This window comes from Pseudomonas sp. Tri1 (genome assembly GCF_017968885.1).
In the GTDB taxonomy this organism is placed as follows: domain Bacteria; phylum Pseudomonadota; class Gammaproteobacteria; order Pseudomonadales; family Pseudomonadaceae; genus Aquipseudomonas.
The window spans coordinates 6,637,058-6,659,597 of the sequence record NZ_CP072913.1 but is presented as its reverse complement, the minus strand read 5'-3'; the positions used below and the strand labels follow the sequence as shown (position 1 = coordinate 6,659,597).

Annotated in this window: 21 protein-coding genes and 1 pseudogene; 11 read left to right on the top strand and 11 right to left on the bottom strand. The window is 60.2% G+C overall.

Annotation, left to right across the window (positions count from 1 at the left end; genetic code table 11):
- The first annotated feature begins 94 nt into the window (after positions 1-94).
- The 5 genes and pseudogenes from J9870_RS29160 (at position 95) to cfaB (ending at position 7,423) form a co-directional block, all read left to right on the top strand.
- Positions 95-2,056 (top strand): protease modulator HflK, encoded by a 1,962-nt coding sequence (locus J9870_RS29160; RefSeq protein ID WP_210642120.1) that lies wholly within the window; start codon positions 95-97, stop codon positions 2,054-2,056.
- Complete coding sequence (locus J9870_RS29155) at positions 2,053-3,090, top strand: protease modulator HflC (RefSeq protein WP_210642119.1); 1,038 nt, start codon at positions 2,053-2,055, stop codon at positions 3,088-3,090. Before J9870_RS29160 ends, J9870_RS29155 begins: the two co-directional genes overlap by 4 nt.
- Positions 3,087-4,138, top strand: a pseudogene (locus J9870_RS29150) (protease modulator HflK). The gene J9870_RS29155 and the pseudogene J9870_RS29150 overlap by 4 nt, the downstream one beginning before the upstream one ends.
- A complete protein-coding gene (locus J9870_RS29145; RefSeq protein ID WP_210642118.1) occupies positions 4,135-6,051 on the top strand; it encodes a heavy metal translocating P-type ATPase in 1,917 nt (638 codons plus the stop codon). The pseudogene J9870_RS29150 and the gene J9870_RS29145 overlap by 4 nt, the downstream one beginning before the upstream one ends.
- Before the next feature lie 184 nt (positions 6,052-6,235).
- Positions 6,236-7,423 (top strand): C17 cyclopropane fatty acid synthase CfaB, encoded by a 1,188-nt coding sequence (cfaB, locus tag J9870_RS29140; RefSeq protein WP_210642117.1) that lies wholly within the window; start codon positions 6,236-6,238, stop codon positions 7,421-7,423.
- Here the strand turns inward: cfaB and cls are convergent.
- The gene (cls, locus tag J9870_RS29135; RefSeq protein ID WP_210642116.1) at positions 7,420-8,859 is read right to left on the bottom strand and encodes a cardiolipin synthase; all 1,440 of its coding nucleotides are present in this window, start codon (positions 8,857-8,859) and stop codon (positions 7,420-7,422) included. The two genes, cfaB and cls, sit on opposite strands and share 4 nt — an antisense overlap.
- 142 nt (positions 8,860-9,001) lie before the next feature.
- Between cls and J9870_RS29130 the strand changes: the two genes are divergently transcribed.
- On the top strand, positions 9,002-9,523 hold the full coding sequence (locus J9870_RS29130; protein WP_210642115.1) for a DUF3617 domain-containing protein: 522 nt from the start codon (positions 9,002-9,004) through the stop codon (positions 9,521-9,523).
- Between the two features lie 132 nt (positions 9,524-9,655).
- Here the strand turns inward: J9870_RS29130 and J9870_RS29125 are convergent, their stop codons facing one another.
- The 5 genes from J9870_RS29125 to J9870_RS29650 all read right to left on the bottom strand — a co-directional run bounded on the left by J9870_RS29125 (position 9,656) and on the right by J9870_RS29650 (position 13,485).
- Positions 9,656-10,531 carry a metal ABC transporter substrate-binding protein gene (locus J9870_RS29125; protein WP_210642114.1) on the bottom strand — a complete coding sequence of 292 codons (876 nt, stop codon included), beginning with the start codon at positions 10,529-10,531 and terminating at the stop codon, positions 9,656-9,658.
- A gap of 11 nt (positions 10,532-10,542) precedes the next feature.
- The gene (locus tag J9870_RS29120; protein ID WP_210642113.1) at positions 10,543-11,409 is read right to left on the bottom strand and encodes a metal ABC transporter permease; all 867 of its coding nucleotides are present in this window, start codon (positions 11,407-11,409) and stop codon (positions 10,543-10,545) included.
- Positions 11,409-12,077: an ATP-binding cassette domain-containing protein gene (locus tag J9870_RS29115; protein ID WP_210642112.1), complete on the bottom strand. Its 669-nt coding sequence runs from the start codon at positions 12,075-12,077 to the stop codon at positions 11,409-11,411. The genes J9870_RS29120 and J9870_RS29115 overlap by 1 nt, the downstream gene beginning before the upstream one ends.
- Complete coding sequence (gene folE2, locus J9870_RS29110) at positions 12,074-12,970, bottom strand: GTP cyclohydrolase FolE2 (RefSeq protein ID WP_210642111.1); 897 nt, start codon at positions 12,968-12,970, stop codon at positions 12,074-12,076. The genes J9870_RS29115 and folE2 overlap by 4 nt, the downstream gene beginning before the upstream one ends.
- 113 nt (positions 12,971-13,083) lie before the next feature.
- A complete protein-coding gene (locus tag J9870_RS29650) occupies positions 13,084-13,485 on the bottom strand; it encodes a glutamine synthetase (RefSeq protein WP_246883064.1) in 402 nt (133 codons plus the stop codon).
- Between the two features lie 162 nt (positions 13,486-13,647).
- Between J9870_RS29650 and zigA the strand changes: the two genes are divergently transcribed.
- Both zigA and J9870_RS29100 read left to right on the top strand, forming a co-directional pair.
- Positions 13,648-14,856 carry a zinc metallochaperone GTPase ZigA gene (gene zigA / locus J9870_RS29105; RefSeq protein WP_210642110.1) on the top strand — a complete coding sequence of 403 codons (1,209 nt, stop codon included), beginning with the start codon at positions 13,648-13,650 and terminating at the stop codon, positions 14,854-14,856.
- Positions 14,856-15,506 (top strand): DUF1826 domain-containing protein, encoded by a 651-nt coding sequence (locus J9870_RS29100; RefSeq protein ID WP_210642109.1) that lies wholly within the window; start codon positions 14,856-14,858, stop codon positions 15,504-15,506. Before zigA ends, J9870_RS29100 begins: the two co-directional genes overlap by 1 nt.
- On the opposite strand, the gene J9870_RS29095 is transcribed toward J9870_RS29100, so the two are convergent.
- Complete coding sequence (locus J9870_RS29095; RefSeq protein ID WP_210642108.1) at positions 15,503-15,856, bottom strand: NADH:ubiquinone oxidoreductase; 354 nt, start codon at positions 15,854-15,856, stop codon at positions 15,503-15,505. The two genes, J9870_RS29100 and J9870_RS29095, sit on opposite strands and share 4 nt — an antisense overlap.
- A gap of 27 nt (positions 15,857-15,883) precedes the next feature.
- On the opposite strand from J9870_RS29095, the gene J9870_RS29090 reads away from it, so the two are divergent.
- A complete protein-coding gene (locus J9870_RS29090; protein WP_210642107.1) occupies positions 15,884-16,849 on the top strand; it encodes a CobW-like GTP-binding protein in 966 nt (321 codons plus the stop codon).
- Between the two features lie 12 nt (positions 16,850-16,861).
- On the opposite strand, the gene J9870_RS29085 is transcribed toward J9870_RS29090, so the two are convergent.
- The gene (locus tag J9870_RS29085) at positions 16,862-17,284 is read right to left on the bottom strand and encodes a DUF3301 domain-containing protein (RefSeq protein ID WP_210642106.1); all 423 of its coding nucleotides are present in this window, start codon (positions 17,282-17,284) and stop codon (positions 16,862-16,864) included.
- A 119-nt stretch (positions 17,285-17,403) separates the two neighbouring features.
- On the opposite strand from J9870_RS29085, the gene pdxY reads away from it, so the two are divergent.
- Positions 17,404-18,276, top strand: coding sequence for a pyridoxal kinase PdxY (gene pdxY, locus J9870_RS29080; protein WP_210642105.1), 873 nt, complete (start codon positions 17,404-17,406; stop codon positions 18,274-18,276).
- A gap of 77 nt (positions 18,277-18,353) precedes the next feature.
- Here the strand turns inward: pdxY and J9870_RS29075 are convergent, their stop codons facing one another.
- Positions 18,354-18,839, bottom strand: coding sequence for an acyl-CoA thioesterase (locus J9870_RS29075; RefSeq protein ID WP_210642104.1), 486 nt, complete (start codon positions 18,837-18,839; stop codon positions 18,354-18,356).
- 279 nt (positions 18,840-19,118) lie between these two features.
- Here J9870_RS29075 and J9870_RS29070 point away from each other — a divergent pair, with 279 nt between their 5' ends.
- Positions 19,119-20,882, top strand: a complete 1,764-nt coding sequence (locus J9870_RS29070; RefSeq protein ID WP_210642103.1) for a cation:proton antiporter — start codon at positions 19,119-19,121, stop codon at positions 20,880-20,882.
- Between the two features lie 22 nt (positions 20,883-20,904).
- On the opposite strand, the gene J9870_RS29065 is transcribed toward J9870_RS29070, so the two are convergent.
- Both J9870_RS29065 and J9870_RS29060 read right to left on the bottom strand, forming a co-directional pair.
- Positions 20,905-21,312, bottom strand: a complete 408-nt coding sequence (locus tag J9870_RS29065; RefSeq protein ID WP_003187120.1) for an SMI1/KNR4 family protein — start codon at positions 21,310-21,312, stop codon at positions 20,905-20,907.
- A 138-nt stretch (positions 21,313-21,450) separates the two neighbouring features.
- Positions 21,451-22,326: a Tim44 domain-containing protein gene (locus J9870_RS29060; RefSeq protein ID WP_210642102.1), complete on the bottom strand. Its 876-nt coding sequence runs from the start codon at positions 22,324-22,326 to the stop codon at positions 21,451-21,453.
- Between the last annotated feature and the right edge of the window lie 214 nt (positions 22,327-22,540).

Sequence of the window (22,540 nt, the reverse complement as noted above, 5' to 3'; positions counted from 1 at the left end):
CACAGTAATCGTTATAAGGTAACGGTATATAACGGAGCGGCGGTGGCGTCTGTCCACGGCCCCGGATTTTGATCGCCACGAGCGCTGGGGTGGTATGCAAGTCGATCTTGATGTCGAGGGGGCACAGGTTGCCGAATGGCCGCGCTTTCAGCAGGCACAGTTTCAAGGGCGACGTTTGAAGCGGATCGCTTTTGGGCTGGGTAGCTTGGCGTGTGTGGGTTGGGTACTGGCTTTTTTTGTCGGACTGTTCTCACCGCAATCGCTATGGCCGGCGCTGTTGATCGGCCAGAGTGCAAGTTTGCTGGTGCTGGTGGCGGGTTTGCAATCGGCCTGGTGGGTTACGCAATGGCGGGGCAGGGCGCTGCTGCCGGCTGTGGATATCTCCATTCCCGAAGACGAGCCTATTGATAACTTGGGTTGGTACGAGCGGCTACTCGAGCGAATCGGCGCGCGCTGGGTCGGCCTGCTAAAGCAGATCGGTGCCCCAACCCTATGGCTGGCCGGTTGGTCAGTGTTGGTATTGTTGAGTCTGGAGCAAGTCTGGAACCTGGAGTTGCCTGGCACCGCCCTCGGCGTCTCAGCCAGCGTGGGTGCAGCGTTTTCATTGTTGTTGGCGTTTGGGTTGCTGGTGTTCGAACGTCAATTGGCCCAGCAGCCCGCCGTGGAGTGGCCGGAAGCGTCGGCGCTGGCGCAATTGGCTCGGGTGGCGATCATCGTGCTGGTGCTCGGCGCCTTGTGCTTGCTGTTCGCGGTAGAGACCTCGGTTTGGCCGGTGCGCCTGGCGGTGCTGATTGGATTGTTACCCGGGCTGGTGGCGGTGGAGCTGTTGCTGCGCGCGCTGCTGTCGTTATTCAACCCGCGCCGGGATGCCTTGGAGCCGACCCTGTTGGGGCGCAGTGTCATCGCTGATCTACTGCGCTGGCCGCCACAGCCGTTATTGGCTTTGCAGCATGAATTGCACAACCGTTTCGGCATCGACCTGCGGCAGATCTGGGCCTTCAGTTACATGCGCCGAGCCTTTTTGCCGGTGCTGGCGCTGGTAGCGCTGGTGGGTTGGTTGCTGACGGGCGTGCATGAAGTGCCACTGCAGGGGCGTGGTATCTATGAGCGCTTCGGTAAACCGGTGGAGGTGTTTGGCCCTGGCTTGCAGGTTGGCTTGCCCTGGCCGCTGGGCCGGGTGCTGAGCGTCGAGAATGGCGTTGTCCATGAGCTGGCCACCAGCGTCGGCGATAATCGCCAGCCCACGGATGCAGATCCGGCCGAGGGGCCGGCCCCGGCGATCGCTAATCGGTTATGGGATGCCAGTCACGTGAACGACAAGTCCCAAGTGATCGCCAGCCGTCGCGCAGACCAGCAGAGCTTCCAGGTCGTGAACATGGACGTGCGCTTCGTTTATCGCATTGGCCTGACTGACGCAGCGGCGCTGGCGGCGTCCTACAACAGCGCCGATGTGCCCTCGCTGATCCGCAGTACTGCCAGCCGCGTCCTGGTGCATGAGTTCGCCTCCCGCACGCTGGACGGTTTGCTGGGCGCGGATCGTGTCAGCCTGGCCGATGAAATCGGTCGCGCCGTACAGGCCGACTTGCAATCGCTCGACAGTGGCGTGGAAATTCTGGCGACCGTGGTCGAGGCGATTCATCCCCCCGCCGGTGCGGCCAATGCCTACCACGGCGTGCAGGCGGCGCAGATCGGTGCCCAGGCACTGATTGCCCGGGAGCGCGGCGCGGCGGCGGAGCAGACCAACCAGGCACAACTGCAAGCCAGCATCGCCCATGATCAGGCCCAGGCCTCCGCCCGGGAAATCAACGCCACCGCCGAGGCCGCCGACTTGCGCTTCAACGCCGAACGCAAAGCCTACGCGACGGCCGGCCACGCGTTTTTGTTGGAGCAATACTTCAGCCAATTGAGCCAGGGCCTTGGCAACGCGAAGTTGCTGATTCTCGATCATCGCTTGGGCGGCAGCAGCAACGCGCCAACCATTGACCTACGAACCTTCACGCTGCCGGTAGACCCCGCGTCGCCGCGTAACCCTGTCCAGCCAGGAGCTGCCCATTGAGCCCGTCTTCTTCACACGATCACCACGACCACGCCGGTCACGATCACGGTCATGCCGGCCACCACCATGGGCATCATCACCATCACGGCGACCCACAGCAAGCCGGTCCGTTTCCCTGGCGGCGAATGGGCTGGGCGACGCTGCTGGTGGCGTTCGCCGTGGCCGCCGCCAGCCTGGTACAAGTGCGCTCGGGGGAGGCCACCGTGATAACCCGCTTCGGCAATCCGGCACGGGTGCTGCTGCAACCGGGCCTGGGCTGGCGCTGGCCGGCGCCGTTCGAGGCGGCGATCCCGGTGGACTTGCGATTGCGCACCACCTCCAGCGGGTTACAGGACGTCGGCACGCGCGACGGCTTGCGAATCATCGTTCAGGCGTACGTGGCGTGGCAGGTCCAGGGCGATCCGGACAACGTGCAGCGTTTCATGCGCGCGGTGCAGAACCAGCCGGACGAAGCCGCACGGCAAATCCGCACCTTCGTCGGTTCGGCGCTGGAAACCACGGCCGCCAGCTTTGACTTGGCGAACCTGGTCAACACCGATGCCAGCCAGGTACGCATCGCTGATTTCGAAGCTCAGTTGCGTCAGCAGATTGATCAACAGTTGCTCACTACCTACGGGGTGCGTGTGTTGCAAGTCGGTATCGAGCGCCTGACCTTGCCCTCGGTGACCCTGACCGCGACGGTGGATCGCATGCGCGCCGAGCGCGAAACCATCGCCACCGAGCGCACGGCAATCGGCAAGCGTGAAGCGGCGCAAATTCGTTCTGCCGCGGAGCGTGATGCGCGAATCGTACAGGCCGATGCTACGGTGAAAGCCGCTGACATTGAGGCGCAGTCCCGAGTGGAGGCGGCTGCCATTTACGGCAGGGCATACGCTGGCTCACCCCAGCTCTACAACCTTCTGCGTTCGCTGGATACGTTGGGAACCATTGTTTCGCCGGGTACAAAGCTGATTCTGCGCACCGACGCCGCGCCATTCCGGGTGTTGGTCGATGGGCCGCCTGCCGTGGAACCCAAAGGTGGAACACAGCCATGAGTTTGGTTCCACGTGGAACAAATGGCTTGTCCAGCCCGTGGATTCAGGCAGGGCGACTGGCATTTCTAGCGCTTTACGCGGTAACCGTGTTGGCGGCGTTGGCCTGGGTTTTTCCAATGTGCGGCAGATTGACCCCCAGAGCCGCGCGGTGGTACTGCACTTTGGGGCCATGGATCGAATCCAGAATGCGGGCCTGCTACTGGCCTGGCCCCGCCCCGTGGAACAGGTGGTCCTGCTGCCGGCGGCGGATCGGGTTCTTGAACGACGGGTGGAAAACCTGCTGCGCGCCGATGCGGCGTTACAGGCAGATCGTGTTGCCAGTTTCGCCACGCCGGTGAGTGATGCACTGGCCGGATCCGGTTATTTATTGACCGGTGATGCGGGTGTGGTGCAACTGGATGTGCGGCTGTTTTACAAAGTGACCGAACCCTACGCCTTCGTTTTACAGGGCGAACATGTGCTGCCGGCGCTGGATCGACTGGCGACTCGCAGTGCCGTGGCCCTGACCGCCGCCCGGGACCTGGACACCATTCTGGTGGCCCGTCCCGAATTGATGGGCAGCGATAACCAGGCCGCTGACCGCCGCGAACGCTTGCGTGGCGATCTGGTGCAAGGGATTAACCGACGGCTGGCCGAGCTTGCCGCGACAGGGCAGGGGTTGGGTATTGAAGTGGTGCGGGTTGACGTTCAATCGAGTCTGCCAGGGCCGGCTGTGAGTGCCTTCAATGCGGTGCTGACGGCCAGCCAGCAGGCTGACAAAGTGGTGGCCAACGCTCGGACCGAAGCCGAGAAGTTGACCCAGACCGCTCGCCAGGACGCTGATCGCGCCGTGCAAGTCGCCCACGCCCAGGCCAGTGAACGGCTCGCCAAGGCGTCGGCCGACACCGCCACGGTGCTCGGCCTGGCGAAGAGCCAAAGCAGCGATCCGCAAATGCTGTTGCGCCTTTATCGCGAACGCATGCCCACTATCCTTCGTCAGGCCGGCTCGGTGACGACGGTCGACCCGAAAGACGATTCCCGCCTGATTATTCAGGGAGCCGAACAATGAGCGCTCAGACCGTCGCGATGCCGATGTTGTCTTCCACTGAACAACGTGCGGCCGCCCGCCAGCTGACCTTGGCGATGCTCGCCCTTGGTTTACTCGCCTTGGGCCTGGTGTGGCGCGGTTGGTCACCCCAGCAGAGCGGGGTCAGCCAACTGCTGTTGGGGAGCGCCTCGCTGCTGGTGGCGGTGCCGGTGATGCGTTCGGCCTGGTACAGCCTGCGCTATCCGAGCCTGCACGGGATCACCGATCAACTGATTGCCCTGGCGATGCTTGGCGCCTGGGCCACGGGTGATCTGCTGACGGCAGCGCTATTGCCGATCATCATGATCTTCGGCCATGTGTTGGAAGAGCGCAGTGTCATCGGTTCCCAGGAGGCGATTCACGCCCTTGGCCAACTGACCCGTAGCCAAGGTCGCAAGGTGCAGGCCGATGGTTCGATCATCGAAGTCGATAACAGCACACTTCAGCCCGGCGATGTGGTCGAGGTGCGCGCCGGGGACCGGGTGCCGGCCGATGGTCGAGTGTTGTCCGGCCAGGCCAGCCTCGACACCGCGCCGATCACGGGCGAATCGGTGCCGCTGGAGGCGGTGGTCGGTATCGAAGTCTTTGGTGGCGCGATCAACCTCGATGGGTTGTTGCGCTTGGAAGTGACGCGCACCGGCAATGAGTCAACCCTGGGCAAAGTCATTGCCTTGATGCAGAACGCCGAACGCTCCAAGCCGCCTATCACCCGGTTGCTGGAACGCTACGCTGGCAGTTATCTCGTGTTGGTATTGCTGCTGGCGGCGGTGACCTGGTTTGTCACTAACGACTCCCAGGCAATGCTGGCGGTGTTGGTGGCGGCGTGCCCTTGCGCGTTAGTGTTGTCGGCGCCAGCGACGGCTATTGCCGGGATCGCGGTAGCGGCGCGCCACGGGATTCTGATTCGCAGTTCGGCCTTTCTGGAGGAATTGGCGGACCTGACGTCGTTGGTCGTCGACAAGACCGGCACTCTGACGTACGGCTCCCTGCGCCTGCAATCCATCGAAAGTGCCTACGATGATCACGCGCCTTTACTGGCGTTGGCCGCCAGCCTCGGCTCGGCCAGCAGCCATCCGGTCAGCCGAGCGCTGGCGGGGTTGGTGGAACAGGAGCATTGCCTGCCACTGAGGGATATCCATGAGCGCCAGGGCCTGGGGGTAGTGGCGATGACCGGGCAGGGCGAGGCGGCCCTGGGACGGCCGGAGTTGTTCGCCCTGCTGGGCATCGAAACTTCAGCGGTGCCCAACCATGATGGCCCGATTGCCGGGCTGGCCCTGGATGGACAATTCCTCGCCTGGCTGCTGCTGGCCGACAGCGTCAAGCCGGAAGCGCGGGCTGCCATGGCTGAACTGCGGGAGTTGGGCCTTGGCCGTCAGCTGCTGTTGACCGGTGACCGTCGCAGCGTGGCCCACACCCTGGCCCAGGATATCGGTATCGGTGATGTGCAAGCCCAGGCCTTGCCGGAAGATAAACTCAAGCGTGTGATGGCCGAAATCGACCACGGCTTCCGGCCTATGGTCGTGGGTGATGGCATCAACGATTCACTGGCACTCAAGGCTGGAGTGGTGGGCGTCGCGATGGGGGCGGGTGGCGCAGACATTGCCCTCGCCTCGGCGGACATCGTGTTGATCGGTAGCGATCTGCGTCGCCTTGGCACCTGCGTCCGGCTCAGCCGCCAATGCAGGCGCACGCTGCAGGTCAATGTGATCATCGGCCTGGGTTGGACATTGGCAATCGTCGCTTTCGCCGCGTTCGGTTGGCTCGGTGCAGCGGGCGCGATGATCGCGGCGCTGCTGCACAATCTGAGCACTCTGCTAGTGTTAGGTAATGCCGGGCGATTGCTGCGGTTCCAAGAGCCACTGTTGAAAATCCAAGAGAGAGAAGTCGTTGGATAGCCTAGGCGAACTGCACGTCGCATGTGCAGTCTGCTGTTGGAGAGGGCGTACCACTGCCGGTGACTATCCGACACAAGGAGTGAATTTTGGATAGCAATAGAAAAAGGCTATAAATTCGATAGCCTGCTATTTTTCTACAATGGTCTACCCTCATTTCAGACGTCTGAAACAAGGGGGATATCTCATGCTCGCGCAACTTCCACCGGCCCTACAGAATCTGCATTTACCGCTGCGGCTGCGGCTCTGGGATGGCCATGAATTCACACTGGGTGCCGATCCCAGTGTCACGATCGTGGTCAAGGACCCACAAATGGTCGCGCAATTCACCCACCCGAGCCTGGACGCATTGGGAACAGCGTTCGTAGAAGGCAAACTCGAACTTGAAGGTTCGATTCACGAAGTGATTCGGGTCTGCGATGAATTGAGCCAGGCGTTGGTTGAGGACGATGCCGATAGCCTGCCGGTGCGTTCGTTTCATGACAAGGAAACCGACGCCAAGGCAATTTCCTATCACTACGACCTTTCCAATGCGTTCTATCAGCTGTGGCTCGATAGCGACATGGCCTATTCCTGCGCCTATTTCGAGACGGGCAGCGAATCGCTCGAACAGGCCCAGCAAGCCAAATTCCGCCATTTGTGTCGCAAGCTGCGTCTGCAGCCCGGCGACTATCTGCTGGATGTTGGCTGCGGTTGGGGTGGCTTGGCGCGTTATGCAGCGCGGGAATTCGGTGCCAAGGTTTTTGGCATTACCCTGAGCAAAGCGCAGCTGACTTTGGCCCGGGAGCGGGTCAAGGCTGAAGGCCTGGAAGACCAAGTGGAGTTGCAGTTGCTGGACTATCGGGACCTGCCCCAGGACGGTCGCTTTGACAAGGTGGTCAGCGTGGGCATGTTCGAGCACGTCGGCCACGCCAATCTGCAGCAGTACTGCAAGACGCTGTTCGGCGCCGTCCGTGAAGGTGGGTTAGTCATGAACCACGGCATCACCGCCAAGCACACCGACGGTCGTCCAGTAGGTCGTGGCGCCGGCGAGTTCATCGAGAAGTATGTATTCCCCAATGGCGAGTTGCCGCACCTGTCGATGATTTCCGCGCAGATCAGCGAAGCGGGGCTGGAAATTGTCGATGTGGAAAGCCTGCGCATGCACTACGCGCGCACGCTCGATCACTGGAGTGAACGCTTGGAAGACAACCTCGAGGCCGCCGCGAAGGAGGTGCCGGAACAGGCGCTGCGGATCTGGCGCTTGTACTTGGCCGGCTGCGCCTACGCGTTCGCAAAGGGCTGGATCAATCTGCACCAGATCCTGGCAGTGAAGGCCCACGCGGACGGCAGCCATGATTTGCCCTGGACCCGTGACGACATCTACACCCCTTAAAGTATCGGGGAAATAAGCCGGGCGATCCGCATGCCGACCTTTTGCAGGCGGTGGGTCTCCCGGCTTTCCTGTTTGTCGATTTCCTGAGCCAGGGCGAAATCCTGCTCGAGCATTTGCTCCACCTCGGTGGCGAATGGGATATCCACGGTCAGCAGCATCACTTCGAAATTCAACCTGAACGACCGATTGTCCAGGTTCGCACTGCCGATGGCACTGATTTCCTGGTCAATCAGCACCACCTTTTGATGCAGAAAGCCCGGTTGATAACGGAACACCCGCACTCCGGCCCGCACCGCTTCAAACGCATACAGGCTGGACGCTGCGTAGACGACCTTGTGATCCGGTCGCGAGGGCAGCAGGATGCGCACATCCACCCCGCGCAGTACCGCCAGGCGCAATGCCGCGAATACCGCTTCGTCAGGAATAAAGTAGGGCGTCGTGATCCAGACTCGTTCGCTGGCCGCATGAATGGCCTCGACGAAAAACAGCGAGCAGGTTTCGTAGGCGTCAGCCGGACCACTGGCCAGCAACTGGCAGAGCACACCGTCGTCCGGGTAGGTGTCTGGCAGGATCAGCGGTGGCAACGAACGGGCCGCCCAGAACCAATCTTCGGCAAACGACTCTTGCATGCTCCCCACCACAGGGCCGCGCACTTCGACATGCGTGTCGCGCCATGGCGCCAACGGCGGCTTCTCTCCCAGGTATTCATCACCCACGTTGTGGCCGCCGACGAAACCCACCACACCGTCCACCACCACGATCTTGCGATGGTTTCGAAAGTTGATCTGAAACCGGTTCAGCCAGCCACTACGGGTGGCGAAGGCTTTCACGTTGACACCGCCGTCGCGCAGTGCCTGAACATAGTGGTGGGGCAGGGAGTGGCTGCCGATGCGGTCATAAAGCAGATACACCGCCACGCCTTCGGCGGCCTTCTTCAAGAGCAGAGCGTGCAGGCGTTGGCCAAGACGGTCGTCGTGGATGATGAAAAACTGAATCAGCACGGCCTCGCGGGCACTATCGATGGCTTGGAAAATCGCCTCGAATGTGGCGTGTCCATTGACCAACAATCGCACTTCATTGTTCGCCAGGCACGGTGTGCGCCCCAGTTTGGGCATGGCCCGTAACGAGGCGTAGGCTTGCGAGGCGCGGGCGGCCAGGGCTTCCTCGACCCACGGGCGCCAGTTCAACTCGGAGATCGCCTTACGCATTTCTTCGTTGGCTTGCCGTCGTGCCTTGATGTAACCATCGAAGGTGCTGCGCCCGAAAACCAGGTAGGGAATCAACGTCAGGTACGGAATGAATACCAGCGACAGGGCCCAGGCAATCGAGCCTTGGGCCGTGCGCACCGTCAGCACCGCATGGACAGCAGCGATGGATCCCAGGGTATGGAGCAGCGCGATCAGGTAACCGAAAACATGTGGGCCAAAAAAATCCATGGGGCAGCCTTGCTCCTGACATTTTCAATGCTTAACAGACCATGTTCCATGGCGAATGTCGCTATTTAATTCACTCGTCCCCGGCCTGAACCGAAGCCTGTAGACGGCGTCTAACGGCCACTTGTCCTTTGGAGTTTATGCAATGAATGTTCGTCTGCTGGGTTTGGCCTTGGCGGTTGGCTTGTCGGTTCCGATGGCGGCTCAGGCGCAGATGCTTCAACCGGGCTTGTGGGAACTGACCACGAGCAACATGAAGGTCGATAACCAGAACCTCCCGGACTTGCAGCTTATCCTGGGCCAAGTGCAAAACCAGATGACCCCGGAGCAACGGGCGATGCTGGAAAAACAGGGCATCACCATGGGCGGTAAAGGCATTCGCGTGTGCCTGACCCCTGCTCAGGTGCAAACCAATGACATTCCCCTGCAAGACCCGCAATCGGGTTGCAAGCAGCAGATCACCGAGCGCACCGGCAATCAGTGGAAGTTTCGTTTCAGTTGCCCGAAAGCCCAGGGCAATGGTGTCGCGACATTCCAGAGTGATCGTGAGTTCACCACCAAGGTCAACGGCACGTTCAACGCCACGGGTATCCAGCAGAACGGTAGCCTCGACACACGCGCTGTGTGGCTGGGGCAAGATTGCGGGACGGTCAAGCCGAGGGCTTGAACCTGTTTTCACAAGCGTAGAACTCTGTGGCGAGGGAGCTTGCTTCCGCTGGGCAGGGGAAGTGGCCCCGTTAATGACTGCCTACGCCGCCAACAGGAGCAAGCGCTCTTGCCACGATCTTGCTCAGCTTGATCAGGGCCGGCTCAATGCCTCGTAGAGTGTGTTGAGGTTGTACTCGAACAGCCCGGTGAAGGTGCTGGCCGGTCCGCTGGCCGCGAGGGCATCGGAGTACAGCGTACCGCCAATGTGCGCGCCGCTTTCGTCAGCAATCTGCTTGAGCAGGCGCGCATCCTTGATGTTTTCCATGAACACCGCTTTGACTTTCGCCTGGCGAATCTGGGTAATCAGCGCCGCGACCTCTGAGGCCGAAGGCTCACGTTCAGTGGATAGACCCTGCGGCGCCATGAACTCGATACCGTAGGCCTGGCCCAGGTAACCGAACGCATCGTGGGACGTCACGATCTTGCGATTGCCTGGCGGCAACCCCCCGAGCTTGGCCTTGGCTTCGGCAAGCAGGGCGTAGATCTTCTTCAGATACGCCTGGCTGTTGCGTTCGTAGTCGGCCTTGTTAGCTGGGTCCGCCGCTTCCAGCGCCTTGGTGATGTTGCTGACATACAGCTCGGCATTCGCCAGATTGTGCCAGGCGTGCGGGTCGGGAATGGTCTCGCCATCTTCATCCAGCGAACGAGGAATCACTCCGCGACTGGCGCTGATCACCGGGGCGCCGGTTTCGGTGCTGGTGACCAGGCGATCCAACCACGGCTCGAAACCCAACCCATTCTTGATGATCAGTTTTGCGCTGAGCAATGCCTTGGCATCGTCCGGTGTGGGTTCATAGGTGTGCGCATCGGCGTCCGGCCCGACCATGTTGGTGATTTGGATATGCTCGCCGCCGACCTGTCGGGTCATGTCGGCGAGGATGCTGAAGCTGGTCACCACCTGGAGTTTTTCGGCAGCGGACAAGGACATGGACAGCATCAGACTGAACAGCACGAACAGGACGCGCATCGGGAAACACCTCATTGGGATGTGAGCAAGGGCGGGCGGCGCAGCAAACCGTGCACCGGACCGAACACCACGGACAACAGATACAACGCCCCGGCTACCAGTACGATGGCCGGTCCGCTGGGCAGTGAGAAATAGAAGGACAACAACAGGCCAAGCCACACCGATAGGCAACCGAGCAGCGCCGCGATCATCATGAGAATCGGCAGGCGCCGGCTCCAGAACCGCGAAGCGGCGGCGGGGAGCATCATCAGGCCAACCACCATCAGCGCGCCGATGGCCTGGAAGCCGATCACCAGATTCAACACTACCAGGGTCAGAAATACGCCATGGGCCCACGGACCCAAGCGGCTGACGGTTTGCAGGAACAGCGGATCCAGGGTGTCGAGCAACAGGGGTCGGTAAATCAGCGCCATGGCCACCAGGCTGGCCGCGGAAACCCAAAGCATACCGGTGAGTGTCGGGCCGTCGACCGCCAGTGCTGAGCCGAATAACAGGTGAAGCAAATCCAAGCGTTTGCCGGCCATGCCGAGGATCAACACGCCAGCGGCAAGGGAGATCGGATAAATCGCCGCGAGGCTGGCGTCTTCCCGCAGACCGGTACGCCGGGTAATCCACGCCGCCAGCCCGGCCATGCCCAGGCCGGCGCCCAAGCCGCCAAGTGTCAGGGCCGGCAGGCTCAATCCGGCGAACCAGAAACCCAGGGCTGCACCGGGCAAAATGCCGTGAGCCACGGCATCGCCGATCAGGCTCATGCGTCGAAGAATCAGAAACACCCCCAGCGGGGCTGTACTGCACGCCAATACTAGGCCGCCAAGCAAGGCACGGCGCATGAACACGAATTCCTGGAACGGTTGCCAAAGATGGGTGGCCGCAAGCATCAGGCCACCCGCATGCGAGGTTGTTCGGCGATCAGGTCGACACTGCGACTCAGTACGCAGCCGGCGTGGCTGACCAGCAACGTGTGAGGAATGTGCTCGCGCACCGCTGCCAAGTCATGACAAGCCACCACCACGGTTCTGCCCGTCGCGTGCCAGCCGTGGATGTGTTTCCACAATAGCGCCTGGCCTTGTTCGTCGAGTGCGACGTGGGGTTCGTCGAGCAACAGCAGCGGCGCTTCGGCCAGGCTCAGGCGAGCGAGCAGGGCGCGCTGTAACTCGCCGCCAGACAACGCCATCAACGGACGATGTTGCAGACCCGCCAACGCCCAGTCGTCCAGAGCTGTCTGGAGCAACTGCCTGCGCATGGCGGGTGTGTGCCCATTACCCCAGGAACCGGCGGCCACCAGCTCTTGCAAGCTGATGGGGAATTGCCGATCCAGATGTTGCTGCTGCGGCAGGAATGAGACACCGCCGCGGCGTGGAACATCCAGCGTAACTTTGCCGGATAGAGGTTTTTGCAGCCCCGCGAGGACTTTCAGAAGGCTGCTTTTGCCCGAACCGTTGGCGCCGATGATGGCCGTCAGGCTGCCCGTTGGCCGCTCCATATTCAGCGGTGGCGTGAGAGGTTGCCCGGGAGCACCCCAGCGCAAGGTTTGGCAACGGATCATGATGCCTCCCGCTGCCAACGGCTTTGGGCCACGGCGTCATGGGCATGCAGGCTCTCGGCGTGGACGACGCGTACATCCAGGGCGGCGATGGCGGACGACTTTCTCAAGGCCGTGCTCAGTCGTCGAGCGGCGTCTTCGCAGAACATCAGATTCTGGCCGTTGGCGAGCGCGAAGGCCTGCTCATCGGCGCGCTTGACTGCGGTTTGCACTGCGGTGCCTAGAGCCGCTTCGGCGTCATTGATCAGGGACAGTAGAGGCAATTCGTCGACGTCGGCGCTCAACCGAAGATTCAGAGTGGCCGTACTACGTTGACTATGAGGCGTCGCGACAATGCCGTTTGCTGAACCCAACCAGGCCAGTATTTCTGCGTGCCCGAGTGTCTTGTTAGCGAAATCGTCCACGAATTGCTGTTGGATCAACTGCCGAGCGAGTGCGGCTGAGCAGGGGCAGGTAGAAGAATAGGGGACCTGGATTTTCAGTTCCACGTGGAACACTGTGCTGCTCAGATGCGCTTCGATACTCACTGGATAGCGCTTCCAGCCTGCCAAGGGGCTGATTAATGCCGCGCGTTTGAACAACAAGTCGGTGTGAATTTTCAGGGAGGCTTTATGAGATAAGCCCTCATGGCTATCGAGAAACTGCTGCAGGATGCGACGCAACAGCGATGCGCAAAGTGGCGTGCCGTCAAGCAACTCCAACGCCAGGTACAAACGTGACATGTGGATGCCTCGAGCTTCACCGTCGTCGAGGCTGACACCTGCGTCGGCGGTCGCGATCAGACGCTGACCGTCGATCAACACCGGTGTTGCGATGCCACACATGCCGACCCAATCGAGGGGTAGGGCTTGGCGTGAAGCCTGCGTAGCAACGTCTGGCAGCGTTAACGCGTTCATGGGAGAGGTCCATCGTGGGTTCGAATTTAATGTTATAGTATAACAGTAGCTTCGAAGATACCTCTTTTATGAACAGAGTTTCATTTCCTCCCTCCCATGTTCCACGTGAAACATCAGCGCGAAGAATCCTGGCAACCGTTCATGCGACCGCATGTAAACGCGCCGGCACTACCACCGCCGCCTGAACTGGAGAAGCGGTTGATAGTCGTCCAGCCAACGCGCCGGCTGTATCCAACCCAACTTTCTCCATCGGACGCCAAGCCTGTGAAAAAGGTGAGTTGACCGTAACGACTGTTCGTTTGTGCCCAATAACGATGGCTGAACGCTTCAAAACCACGCAAATACAGGGTGTTTCCGCTCGTTGCGACGCTGTAGGTATTGCCTTGTCCGTCAACGCAAGCCAACAAGTTGGCACTGCGGGTGCAGTTGGCCAAGAGCGGGCTCTGAGCTGACGCGCTCAATGCCCACAGCAACAATGGGCCTGCGGCAAATACGAGTTTCAGACAGTTGCGCATTGATAGTTCTCAGACCAATGAGGTGACAGGACTGGTTGAATGGAGTTGTTATACTATAACATAAAAATCAGCCAGGCCCTGAACCCAGCCAAAGCCTGAAAAACGAGCCATGACGCGCGTGAACAGCGTCAGCAACGGCCGCCCCCGATGAGGATATACCTGATGCCCAATCGCCTTCCCGTAACGGTACTGTCTGGATTTCTTGGTGCCGGTAAAAGCACGCTGCTTAACTACATTTTGCGTAATCGCGACAATCTACGGGTTGCCGTGATCGTTAACGATATGAGCGAGATCAACATCGATGGCAGCGAAGTCCAGCGAGATGTAACCCTGAACCGCGCCGAAGAAAAGCTGGTGGAAATGAGCAACGGCTGCATCTGCTGCACACTGCGTGAGGACTTGCTGGAGGCAGTCGGCCAGCTCGCCAGAGAAGGGCGCTTCGATTATCTGCTGATCGAATCCACGGGAATTTCTGAACCCTTGCCGGTGGCGGAAACCTTCACATTTCGTGATGAAGAGGGTCGCAGCTTGGCCGATGTCGCCCGGCTCGACACGATGGTGACGGTGGTTGATGGGATGAATTTCCTGGTCGATTTCCAGGCCGCCGAAAGCCTTGCGTCGCGAGGCGAAACCTTGGGTGAGGAAGACGAGCGCTCGATTACTGACCTACTGATCGAGCAGATCGAGTTCGCCGACGTGATTTTAATCAGCAAAATCGACCTGATCAGCCGTGACGAACGGGAAGAATTGATTGCGATTCTGCAGCGCCTCAACGCCCAGGCGCAGATCATTCCCATGGTCATGGGGCAGGTTCCCCTGGGGCGCATCCTCGACACCGGTCTTTTCGACTTTGAACGTGCCGCTCAAGCACCCGGCTGGCTACAGGAGCTGCGTGGCGCGCATGTGCCCGAGACCGAAGAATACGGTATTGCTTCGACGGCTTATCGGGCACGTCGACCGTTTCATCCCCAGCGTTTTTTCAGCTTCATCGACCGTCCGTGGACCAACGGTAAACTCCTGCGCTCCAAGGGCTTCTTCTGGCTTGCCAGTAAACCTGAGGAAGCGGGCAGTTGGTCCCAAGCCGGCGGCTTGATGCGTCACGGATTTGCCGGGCGTTGGTGGCGCTTTGTGCCGAAAAACCAATGGCCGCAGGATGAAGAAAGTAGCGCCGCCATCCTTAAAAACTGGCTGCCCGCCACGGGCGACTGCCGTCAGGAACTGGTATTCATCGGACAAGACATCGACTTCAGCCGGCTCAGCGTTGAACTGGACGCTTGCCTGCTCACCGACGCGGAAATGGCTCAGGGTGTCGAAAGTTGGCGCTTGCTGCCGGATCCGTTCGGTCCGTGGCATGACGAGGTCGCGGCGTGATGTTGGCGCCCAGCCTGAAAAGGGCTGCACCGGTACGCCAGGTCCGGGACGAAACGCCACGAGTCCTGACACAAATTCTGGAGGACGGCACCAACCTGGCGGTCTGGCAACGTCAGCTTCCGGCGCATATCAGCGACTTCGCGGCCATGGTGCTTTCGATGGAGCAACCATTGGCCGAGTCGCTGGTGCTCGACTTGCCGGAGGAAGACACTCAGCCAGTGCTGCACGGTCTCGCCGCAGGATTCAGCGATCTGCAAGGCTACGAGGGCTTTGTCGCCGATGTCTCTTGGCTGGTCAGTGCGTTTACCTGCCTGTTGGGTGCCAAACGTGTCGGCCTGCGTCTGCGCGCCCTGGACAAGGCAATGTGCCCGCGCTTTCACGTTGACCATGTACCGGTACGGCTAATCACCACTTATATCGGCGCCGGCAGTCAGTGGCTCAAGGAAGGCGCCATGGACCGGCAGGGGCTGTCGCAGCCGCAAGCCGAGCCCGGCGATTCGCGCGTGATCCAGCAGCTTTGCAGCGGTGATGTGGCGTTGCTTAAAGGCGAGAAGTGGCACGGTAATGAGGGTTTCGGCCTGATCCATCGCTCGCCGGAGCTGGGCCCGGGAGAACGCCGATTGATCCTCACGCTGGACTGGCTGGCTTAAGGTCTGAGCCAGGTGCCCTGGCTTTGACCTTCACAATACGGTTGGAGGTAAGCTGCGTCAGTGGCCACACCGTAATAGTGAATATCCTGGCGGTAAGGCATATTGGCAACCTGGGCGTTGCTGCAGATGCCAAATGCGCCGCCGGGGCACTGATCGACGTACTGCACCTCGACTTTTTGCCCGGAGAGGCTTGGCTGGCAGAAGCCGTCGGCGAACAGTTTCTGCGGGATGTTGCGGTTCTGCTGGCAGACTTTTACATCGAGTCGTTCCGCCTGACTGTGCACCACACAAGCCTGGGCCAATGCCTGGTTCGAAGTCAGTGCCAGCAACAACCAGCCAATCATCCGCATTTTCACCTCCATCGAAAGCCGTCGATTATGTTGCAGAACATTCCCACCCATGTCATCGCCGGTCCCTTGGGGGCAGGCAAGACCAGCTTGATCAAGCACCTGCTGACACAGCGCCCGGTCAATGAACGCTGGGCGGTGCTGATCAACGAATTCGGTCAGATCGGCCTGGATGCCGCGTTGCTGACCCAGGCCGCCGATGGTATCGCACTGGGCGAAGTGGCCGGGGGCTGTTTGTGTTGCGTCAACGGCGCGCCATTCCAGATCGGCCTTGCTCGTTTGCTGCGCAAGGCTCGACCGCACCGGCTGCTCATCGAGCCTTCCGGGCTCGGCCATCCAGCGCAACTGATACGACAACTGAACGAAGCGCCGTGGCTCGGCGTGCTGGCGGTGCAGCCTTGCGTGCTGGTGCTGGATGCCCAGGCGATAGCGGACGGCAAGCCATTGCCCGATGCACAACGACAAGCCTTGGACAGCGCCGGCCTGCTGGTGTTGAACAAATCCGAGAACCTCACCGAGGATGACCGAGCTCGCATCACTGCGCAGTTGCCCGAGCTTGTGCTGTACTGGACGCAACAGGCGGCGCTACCCATCGGTCGACTACCGGGAGTTGCGGCTCGGGGGTGTGGGGCTGTGGACAACTTCAAGCTGCCCGAGGACAAAGGCCAGATGCAGGTTATCTGGACCGACCCGAAGTTGCCGATCTGTCTGTACCAGCAACAGGAAGGTGGCTGGAGTGTCGGCTGGCGCTGGCACCCGAGCCAGCACTTCGACACGGTGGCGTTGACTCGATGGCTGCAAGACCAAGACTGGAAACGGGCGAAGATGGTTGTCCACAGCACCGATGGCTGGGTGTCGGCCAATGCCTTGGACGGCGCCGCTGCGCAGTGGCTACCCAGTGAATGGCGACAAGACTCACGGATCGAGCTGATTTTCGCTGAGCCGCAGGATGTCGATGTTCTGCAAGCCGGTCTGGTGAGTTGTCGGTCTGAGTGAGTCAGCGCTGTTTCAAGGCTTCCACTTGTTGTGTTCCTGGCGCCACTGACTCAACTCGATCACTTCAGCCCGAGGCCTGGGCTGGACCGCTTCAATAGGCGCCTGGGGTGCCTCTTCGAATGGCATCGGGTAAGGCGCCAGCTCGATTTGCGCACTGTGGGCGCCGAATTGGGTAATGGTGCCCGAATGGCGGGTCTCACCCGTGACGGTAAATTCGAAATTATAGATACGCGCCAGGCGTCGCCGTCCCTTTGCATCTTTCACGAACCCGATCTTTTTCAGCGCCACGTTGCCGTCCAGCAACTCGATCTTGAGGTTGGCGCAATGTTGCATGACCCTCGCCAGGGCCCGTTCGCGCAGGCCATGGTTGTGCCACAGCCAGGCGCCGCCGGTAGCCAGCAGCATCAGCACGAAAATGTTTCCAAGGGTCAGCATGAACGAAGTGCTCCAACAAGTTGCGGTCAGCTTAACTGTCTCGCCGGTCTGTCGTACAGGCTGCGTTTAGTCGCATACTGCGCGGCTTGAATTTCAATCGTTTTACGGAAACTTCCCGCATGAAACGTACACCTCATCTGCTTGCCATCCAGTCTCACGTGGTATTCGGTCACGCTGGCAACAGCGCTGCAGTGTTTCCGATGCAGCGGGTCGGGGTGAACGTATGGCCGCTCAATACCGTACAGTTTTCCAATCACACTCAGTACGGCCAATGGACCGGGGAGGTGCTCGCACCTCATCAGATACCGGCATTGGTGGAGGGTATCGCGGCGATTGGCGAGTTGGGCAATTGCGATGCGGTCCTGTCCGGTTACCTGGGCAGCGCCGCTCAGGGGCGAGCGATCCTGACGGGTGTGGCGCGGATCAAGGTCGCTAATCCCAAGGCGCTGTACCTGTGTGATCCGGTCATGGGGCATCCAGAGAAGGGCTGTATCGTGGCGCCCGAGGTGAGTGAGTTTCTGTTGGAAGAGGCCGCGGCCGTGGCGGACCTCATGTGCCCGAACCAACTGGAGTTGGACAGTTTCTCCGGGCGCAAGGCGCAGTCGCTGCTGGACTGCCTGGCCATGGCCCGCGCGCTATTGGCTCGCGGACCGAAGGCGGTGCTGGTCAAACATCTGGTCTACCCCGGCAAACCCGAAGACAGCTTCGAAATGCTGCTGGTGACCGCCGACGGTAGCTGGCATCTACGCCGTCCGCTGCTGGCTTTCCCTCGCCAGCCAGTGGGCGTGGGGGACCTGACGTCGGGGCTATTCCTGGCGCGGATATTGTTGGGGGACAGTCTGGTGATGGCGTTCGAGTTTGCCGCTGCCGCTGTGCATGAAGTGTTGCTGGAAACCCAGGCATGCGCCAGCTACGAGCTGGAACTGGTCCGCGCCCAGGACCGGATCGCCCATCCGCGAGTGCGGTTTGAGGCAGTGCCGATCAGCCTTTGATCGCACCCGTGAAAAATGCTGCAAATCCCAGTGGGAGCGAGCTTGCTCGCCCCCACATTGTGGTTTTCGTCGATCTGTTAAGGCCCGTCCGCCTTGATCTCCTGGTAACGCTTTTCCAGTTCCTGGCGAATCTGCCGGCGCTGCTGGGCTTGTTCGTAACGGCGTTTTGCTTCGCCGTTCTGCGGTTGCAATGGCGGGACAGTGGCGGGTTTACGCTGATCGTCCACCGCGACCATGGTGAAGAAGCAGCTGTTGGTGTGGCGCACCGAGCGTTCGCGAATGTTTTCGGTCACGACTTTGATACCCACTTCCATCGACGTGTTGCCGGTGTAGTTCACCGACGCCAGGAAGGTCACCAGTTCGCCGACGTGAATCGGCTCACGGAAGATCACTTGGTCAACCGACAAGGTCACCACGTAGCGCCCGGCGTAGCGGCTGGCGCAGGCGTAAGCGACTTCGTCGAGGTATTTGAGCAAGGTGCCGCCATGGACATTGCCAGAGAAGTTGGCCATATCGGGGGTCATCAACACCGTCATCGACAGCTGGGCGTTTCCGGGTTCCATAACGTACTCACGGTTCAAGGCAGCAATTCGGGGATGCACCTCTGCGGGTGCTGGGGGGTGGCTTGTACAGGCCACCAGGTTTTCAAAACCACCGATATCGGGACGCTGCGCCTGTGGTTGCCGTCACGCCCCGATGGATCTGTTTCCATATATTGCACCGACTTTTTGTCGGAAGTCGCGGTGTTACCCTTCAAAAGCCCGTTACGAGGGCTTTTCCTACAAAGGAAACGGACTTATCCAGCTCGGCGATGAGTCATTTTGAACAGGGAGCCCCAAACCATGCATGCCATCAGTTTCATTCAAGACCTGGCGATCATCATGATGGCGGCGGGGCTGGTAACCGTGCTCTTTCATCGTTTCAAGCAACCGGTTGTGCTGGGCTACATTGTGGCCGGCTTCATCATTGGCCCGCACACACCGCCGTTCGGTTTCATCCACGACGAAGATACGATCAAGACACTGGCCGAGCTCGGGGTGATTTTCCTGATGTTTTGCCTGGGCCTGGAGTTCAGCCTGCGCAAGTTGTTCAAGGTGGGGGCCACGGCGTTTATCGCGGCATTCCTCGAGATCGTGCTGATGATCTGGATCGGCTACGAGATCGGTCGCTGGTTCGACTGGAACACCATGGACTCGCTGTTCCTGGGCGCGATCCTGGCCATCTCCTCGACCACCATCATCGTCAAGGCGCTCAACGATCTGAAGATGAAAAACGAGCGCTTCGCACAGCTGATTTTCGGGGTGTTGATCGTCGAGGACATTCTGGGCATAGGCATCATCGCCTTACTGTCGAGTATTGCCGTGAGCGGTACCGTGAGCTCCGGCGAAGTTTTTTCCACGGTTGGCAAGTTGTCGCTATTCATGATCGTCGCGCTGGTCATTGGCATTCTGCTGGTGCCCAGGCTGCTGGCCTACGTGGCGAAATTCGACAGTAACGAAATGCTGCTGATCACGGTGCTGGGCCTGTGTTTCGGCTTCTGCCTGCTGGTGGTGAAGTTGGAATACAGCATGGTTCTCGGGGCGTTCCTGATCGGTGCGATCATGGCCGAGTCCCGGCAGTTGCTGAAAATCGAGCGCCTGGTGGAGCCGGTGCGCGACCTGTTCAGCGCGATTTTTTTCGTGGCGATCGGACTGATGCTCGATCCCGCGATATTGCTGCAGTACGCCTGGCCGATTGCCGTGATCACTGGCGCAGTGGTGCTCGGCAAGATGCTGTCCTGTGGCCTCGGTGCGTTTATTGCCGGCAACGATGGACGTACCTCCCTGCGAGTAGGGATGGGACTTTCGCAGATCGGCGAATTCTCCTTCATCATCGCGTCGCTGGGGATGACCCTGCAGGTCACCAGCGACTTTCTCTATCCGGTCGCGGTCGCTGTCTCGGTATTGACCACGCTGCTCACGCCTTACCTGATCCGGGCCGCCGATCCGTTGTCCGTCAAGTTGGCGACGGTCATGCCGCAACGGTTGACGCGAGTGCTGGGGATGTATGGCGAATGGCTGCGCAGCATCCAGCCCCATGGGGAAGGAGCGGTGGTGGCCTCGATGATCAGGCGGATCTTGCTACAGGTTGGCGTCAACCTCGCACTGGTTATCGCGATTTTTGTCTCGGGTGGTTTTTTTGCCGAACGGATGTCGGCTTACCTGCAAATGTGGATCAGCGACCCGAGCTGGCAGAAAGCATTGATCTGGGGCGGGGCGTTATTGCTATCGCTACCGTTCCTGATCGCCGCGTATCGCAAGCTCAAGGCGCTGTCGATGTTGCTGGCAGAAATGAGCGTCAAGCCAGAGATGGCAGGCCGCCACACTCAGCGTGTGCGTCGAGTGATCGCCGAAGTGATCCCGATCCTCTCGTTGCTGGTGATTTTCCTGCTATTGGCGGCCTTGTCGGCCAGTATCCTGCCGACCAACAAGTTGCTGGTGTTGATTGCATTGGTGGCGATTGCCGTCGCGGCGTTGCTCTGGCGCTGGTTCATCCGCCTGCATACGCGGATGCAGGTGGCCTTGCTCGAAACCCTGGACAACCACAACGAGTCGTCCGGGCATTGACCGGCGTTGGAGCACCTGCGGATCAGCTTTCCAGCCAGACGTCCCGTGCCCAATGCCAAACCGACTCCCAGGTCTCTTCAGCAATCAATTCCTCTTCGGCCTGCCACAGCACCACGGTGCCGTCTTCTTCGACACAGTAATAATCGTCACCGTCCTGGCAGATCGGAATCAGGCTGCGGTCGACACCGGCATCCCAGGCATTGGCGGCCACGTCCGGCAGGTAGGTGTGGGACTGTGGATCGGTGACGGTGACCGGCTCCAGGCTGCCATAGACGACATCGCTGACGGTCAGCAGAAATTCCCTGAAAACGAACGGGATATCGATGAACAGCTGCTCTTCGATCTCTACCAGCAAGTCTTCGTCAGGTAACTCCAGCGGAACCGGTACGGGCTCGTTGGCTTCACGCAATTGTTCGATGATTTCTTCCACGTCCGGGATCCTCTTTCTCGATGGCGCGGTTTATATGGAGCGGTTTATACAGTAGCTCGCTATAGATGCAACCGCGAAATAGAAAACCCCGGCTTGCGCCGGGGTTCTTTTATTTCAACATGCGAAACGTGCAAAGGTTCAACTGTTCTGGCGGATACCGGCCACCAGCCAAGGCTGGTCATCGCCCTGGGCGCGTTCCATGTTCCAGCTTTCGCTGAACGCTTCGCCCTTGTCGAAGCGAGAGTCCTTCGATACACCGCTGAAGGTCAGGGTGGCGATGGTCTTGTCGGCGCGATCGTCGACACCGTCCAGTTGCACCTGCAGATTGTCGATGTAGGTGGACTGGAAGCCATCACCCAGCTCGGCCCGCTCGCGCTTGAGGAATTCCAGCAATTGCGGGGTCACGAACTCGGCGATCTTGTCCATCTCGTTCGCGTCCCAATGTTGCTGCAAGGACATGAAGTGGCTGCGTGCGGCTTCGATGAAGCGTTGCTCGTTGAACCAGGCCGGTGCATTGATCACCGGACGGGCGGCCACAGGCGCTGCCGAACCACCGAAGATCGAAGCGCTGGCGGGTTGCTGGTTGAACACTTCGCGCTGCATAGGCGCGTGGCCTGCCGGAGCCAATTGCTCCTGCTGCTTGCGACGACGGGCGGCAATGAAGCGGAAGACCAGGAAGGCGATGACCGCCATGATCAGGATGTCGAAGATCTGCATGCCCTGGAAGCCGTCGCCCATGAACATGGACGCGAGCAAGCCACCGGCGGCGATGCCGGCCAGAGGGCCGAGCCAGCGCGAAGCACCGCTGGCCTTGGTGGCAGCGCCAGCGGCACCCGCCGCGCCTGCGGTAGCAGCAGTGGATCCGGCGGCAGAGGACGGCGCCATCTGGCTGGTCTGGTGAGTCGGGGCCGCGCCCGAGCTTTTACCACCGCCAAAGCGCTTGGCGGCATTGGCGTCGATGGCCATCGTCAGGCCGATGCACAACGCCATGGCGATGCTAAGAAAACGTTTCATATAAAGGCATTCCCATTTGTGGATAGCACGCGCGCCATGTTGCACAGCTGAACTGTTGCTGGCTAGCGGCAGAGTGTTTCGGGCTTTTGCGTGACAGGTTAGGTTCAGCTTCAGCCGCGCAAGAGGACTTGTTGGCTTTTGGCTGTAGGAAAGGGGGACAAGTTCTATCGGAAAGGTATACGGCGAGTCGATCGACCTGTGGGAGCGAGCTTGC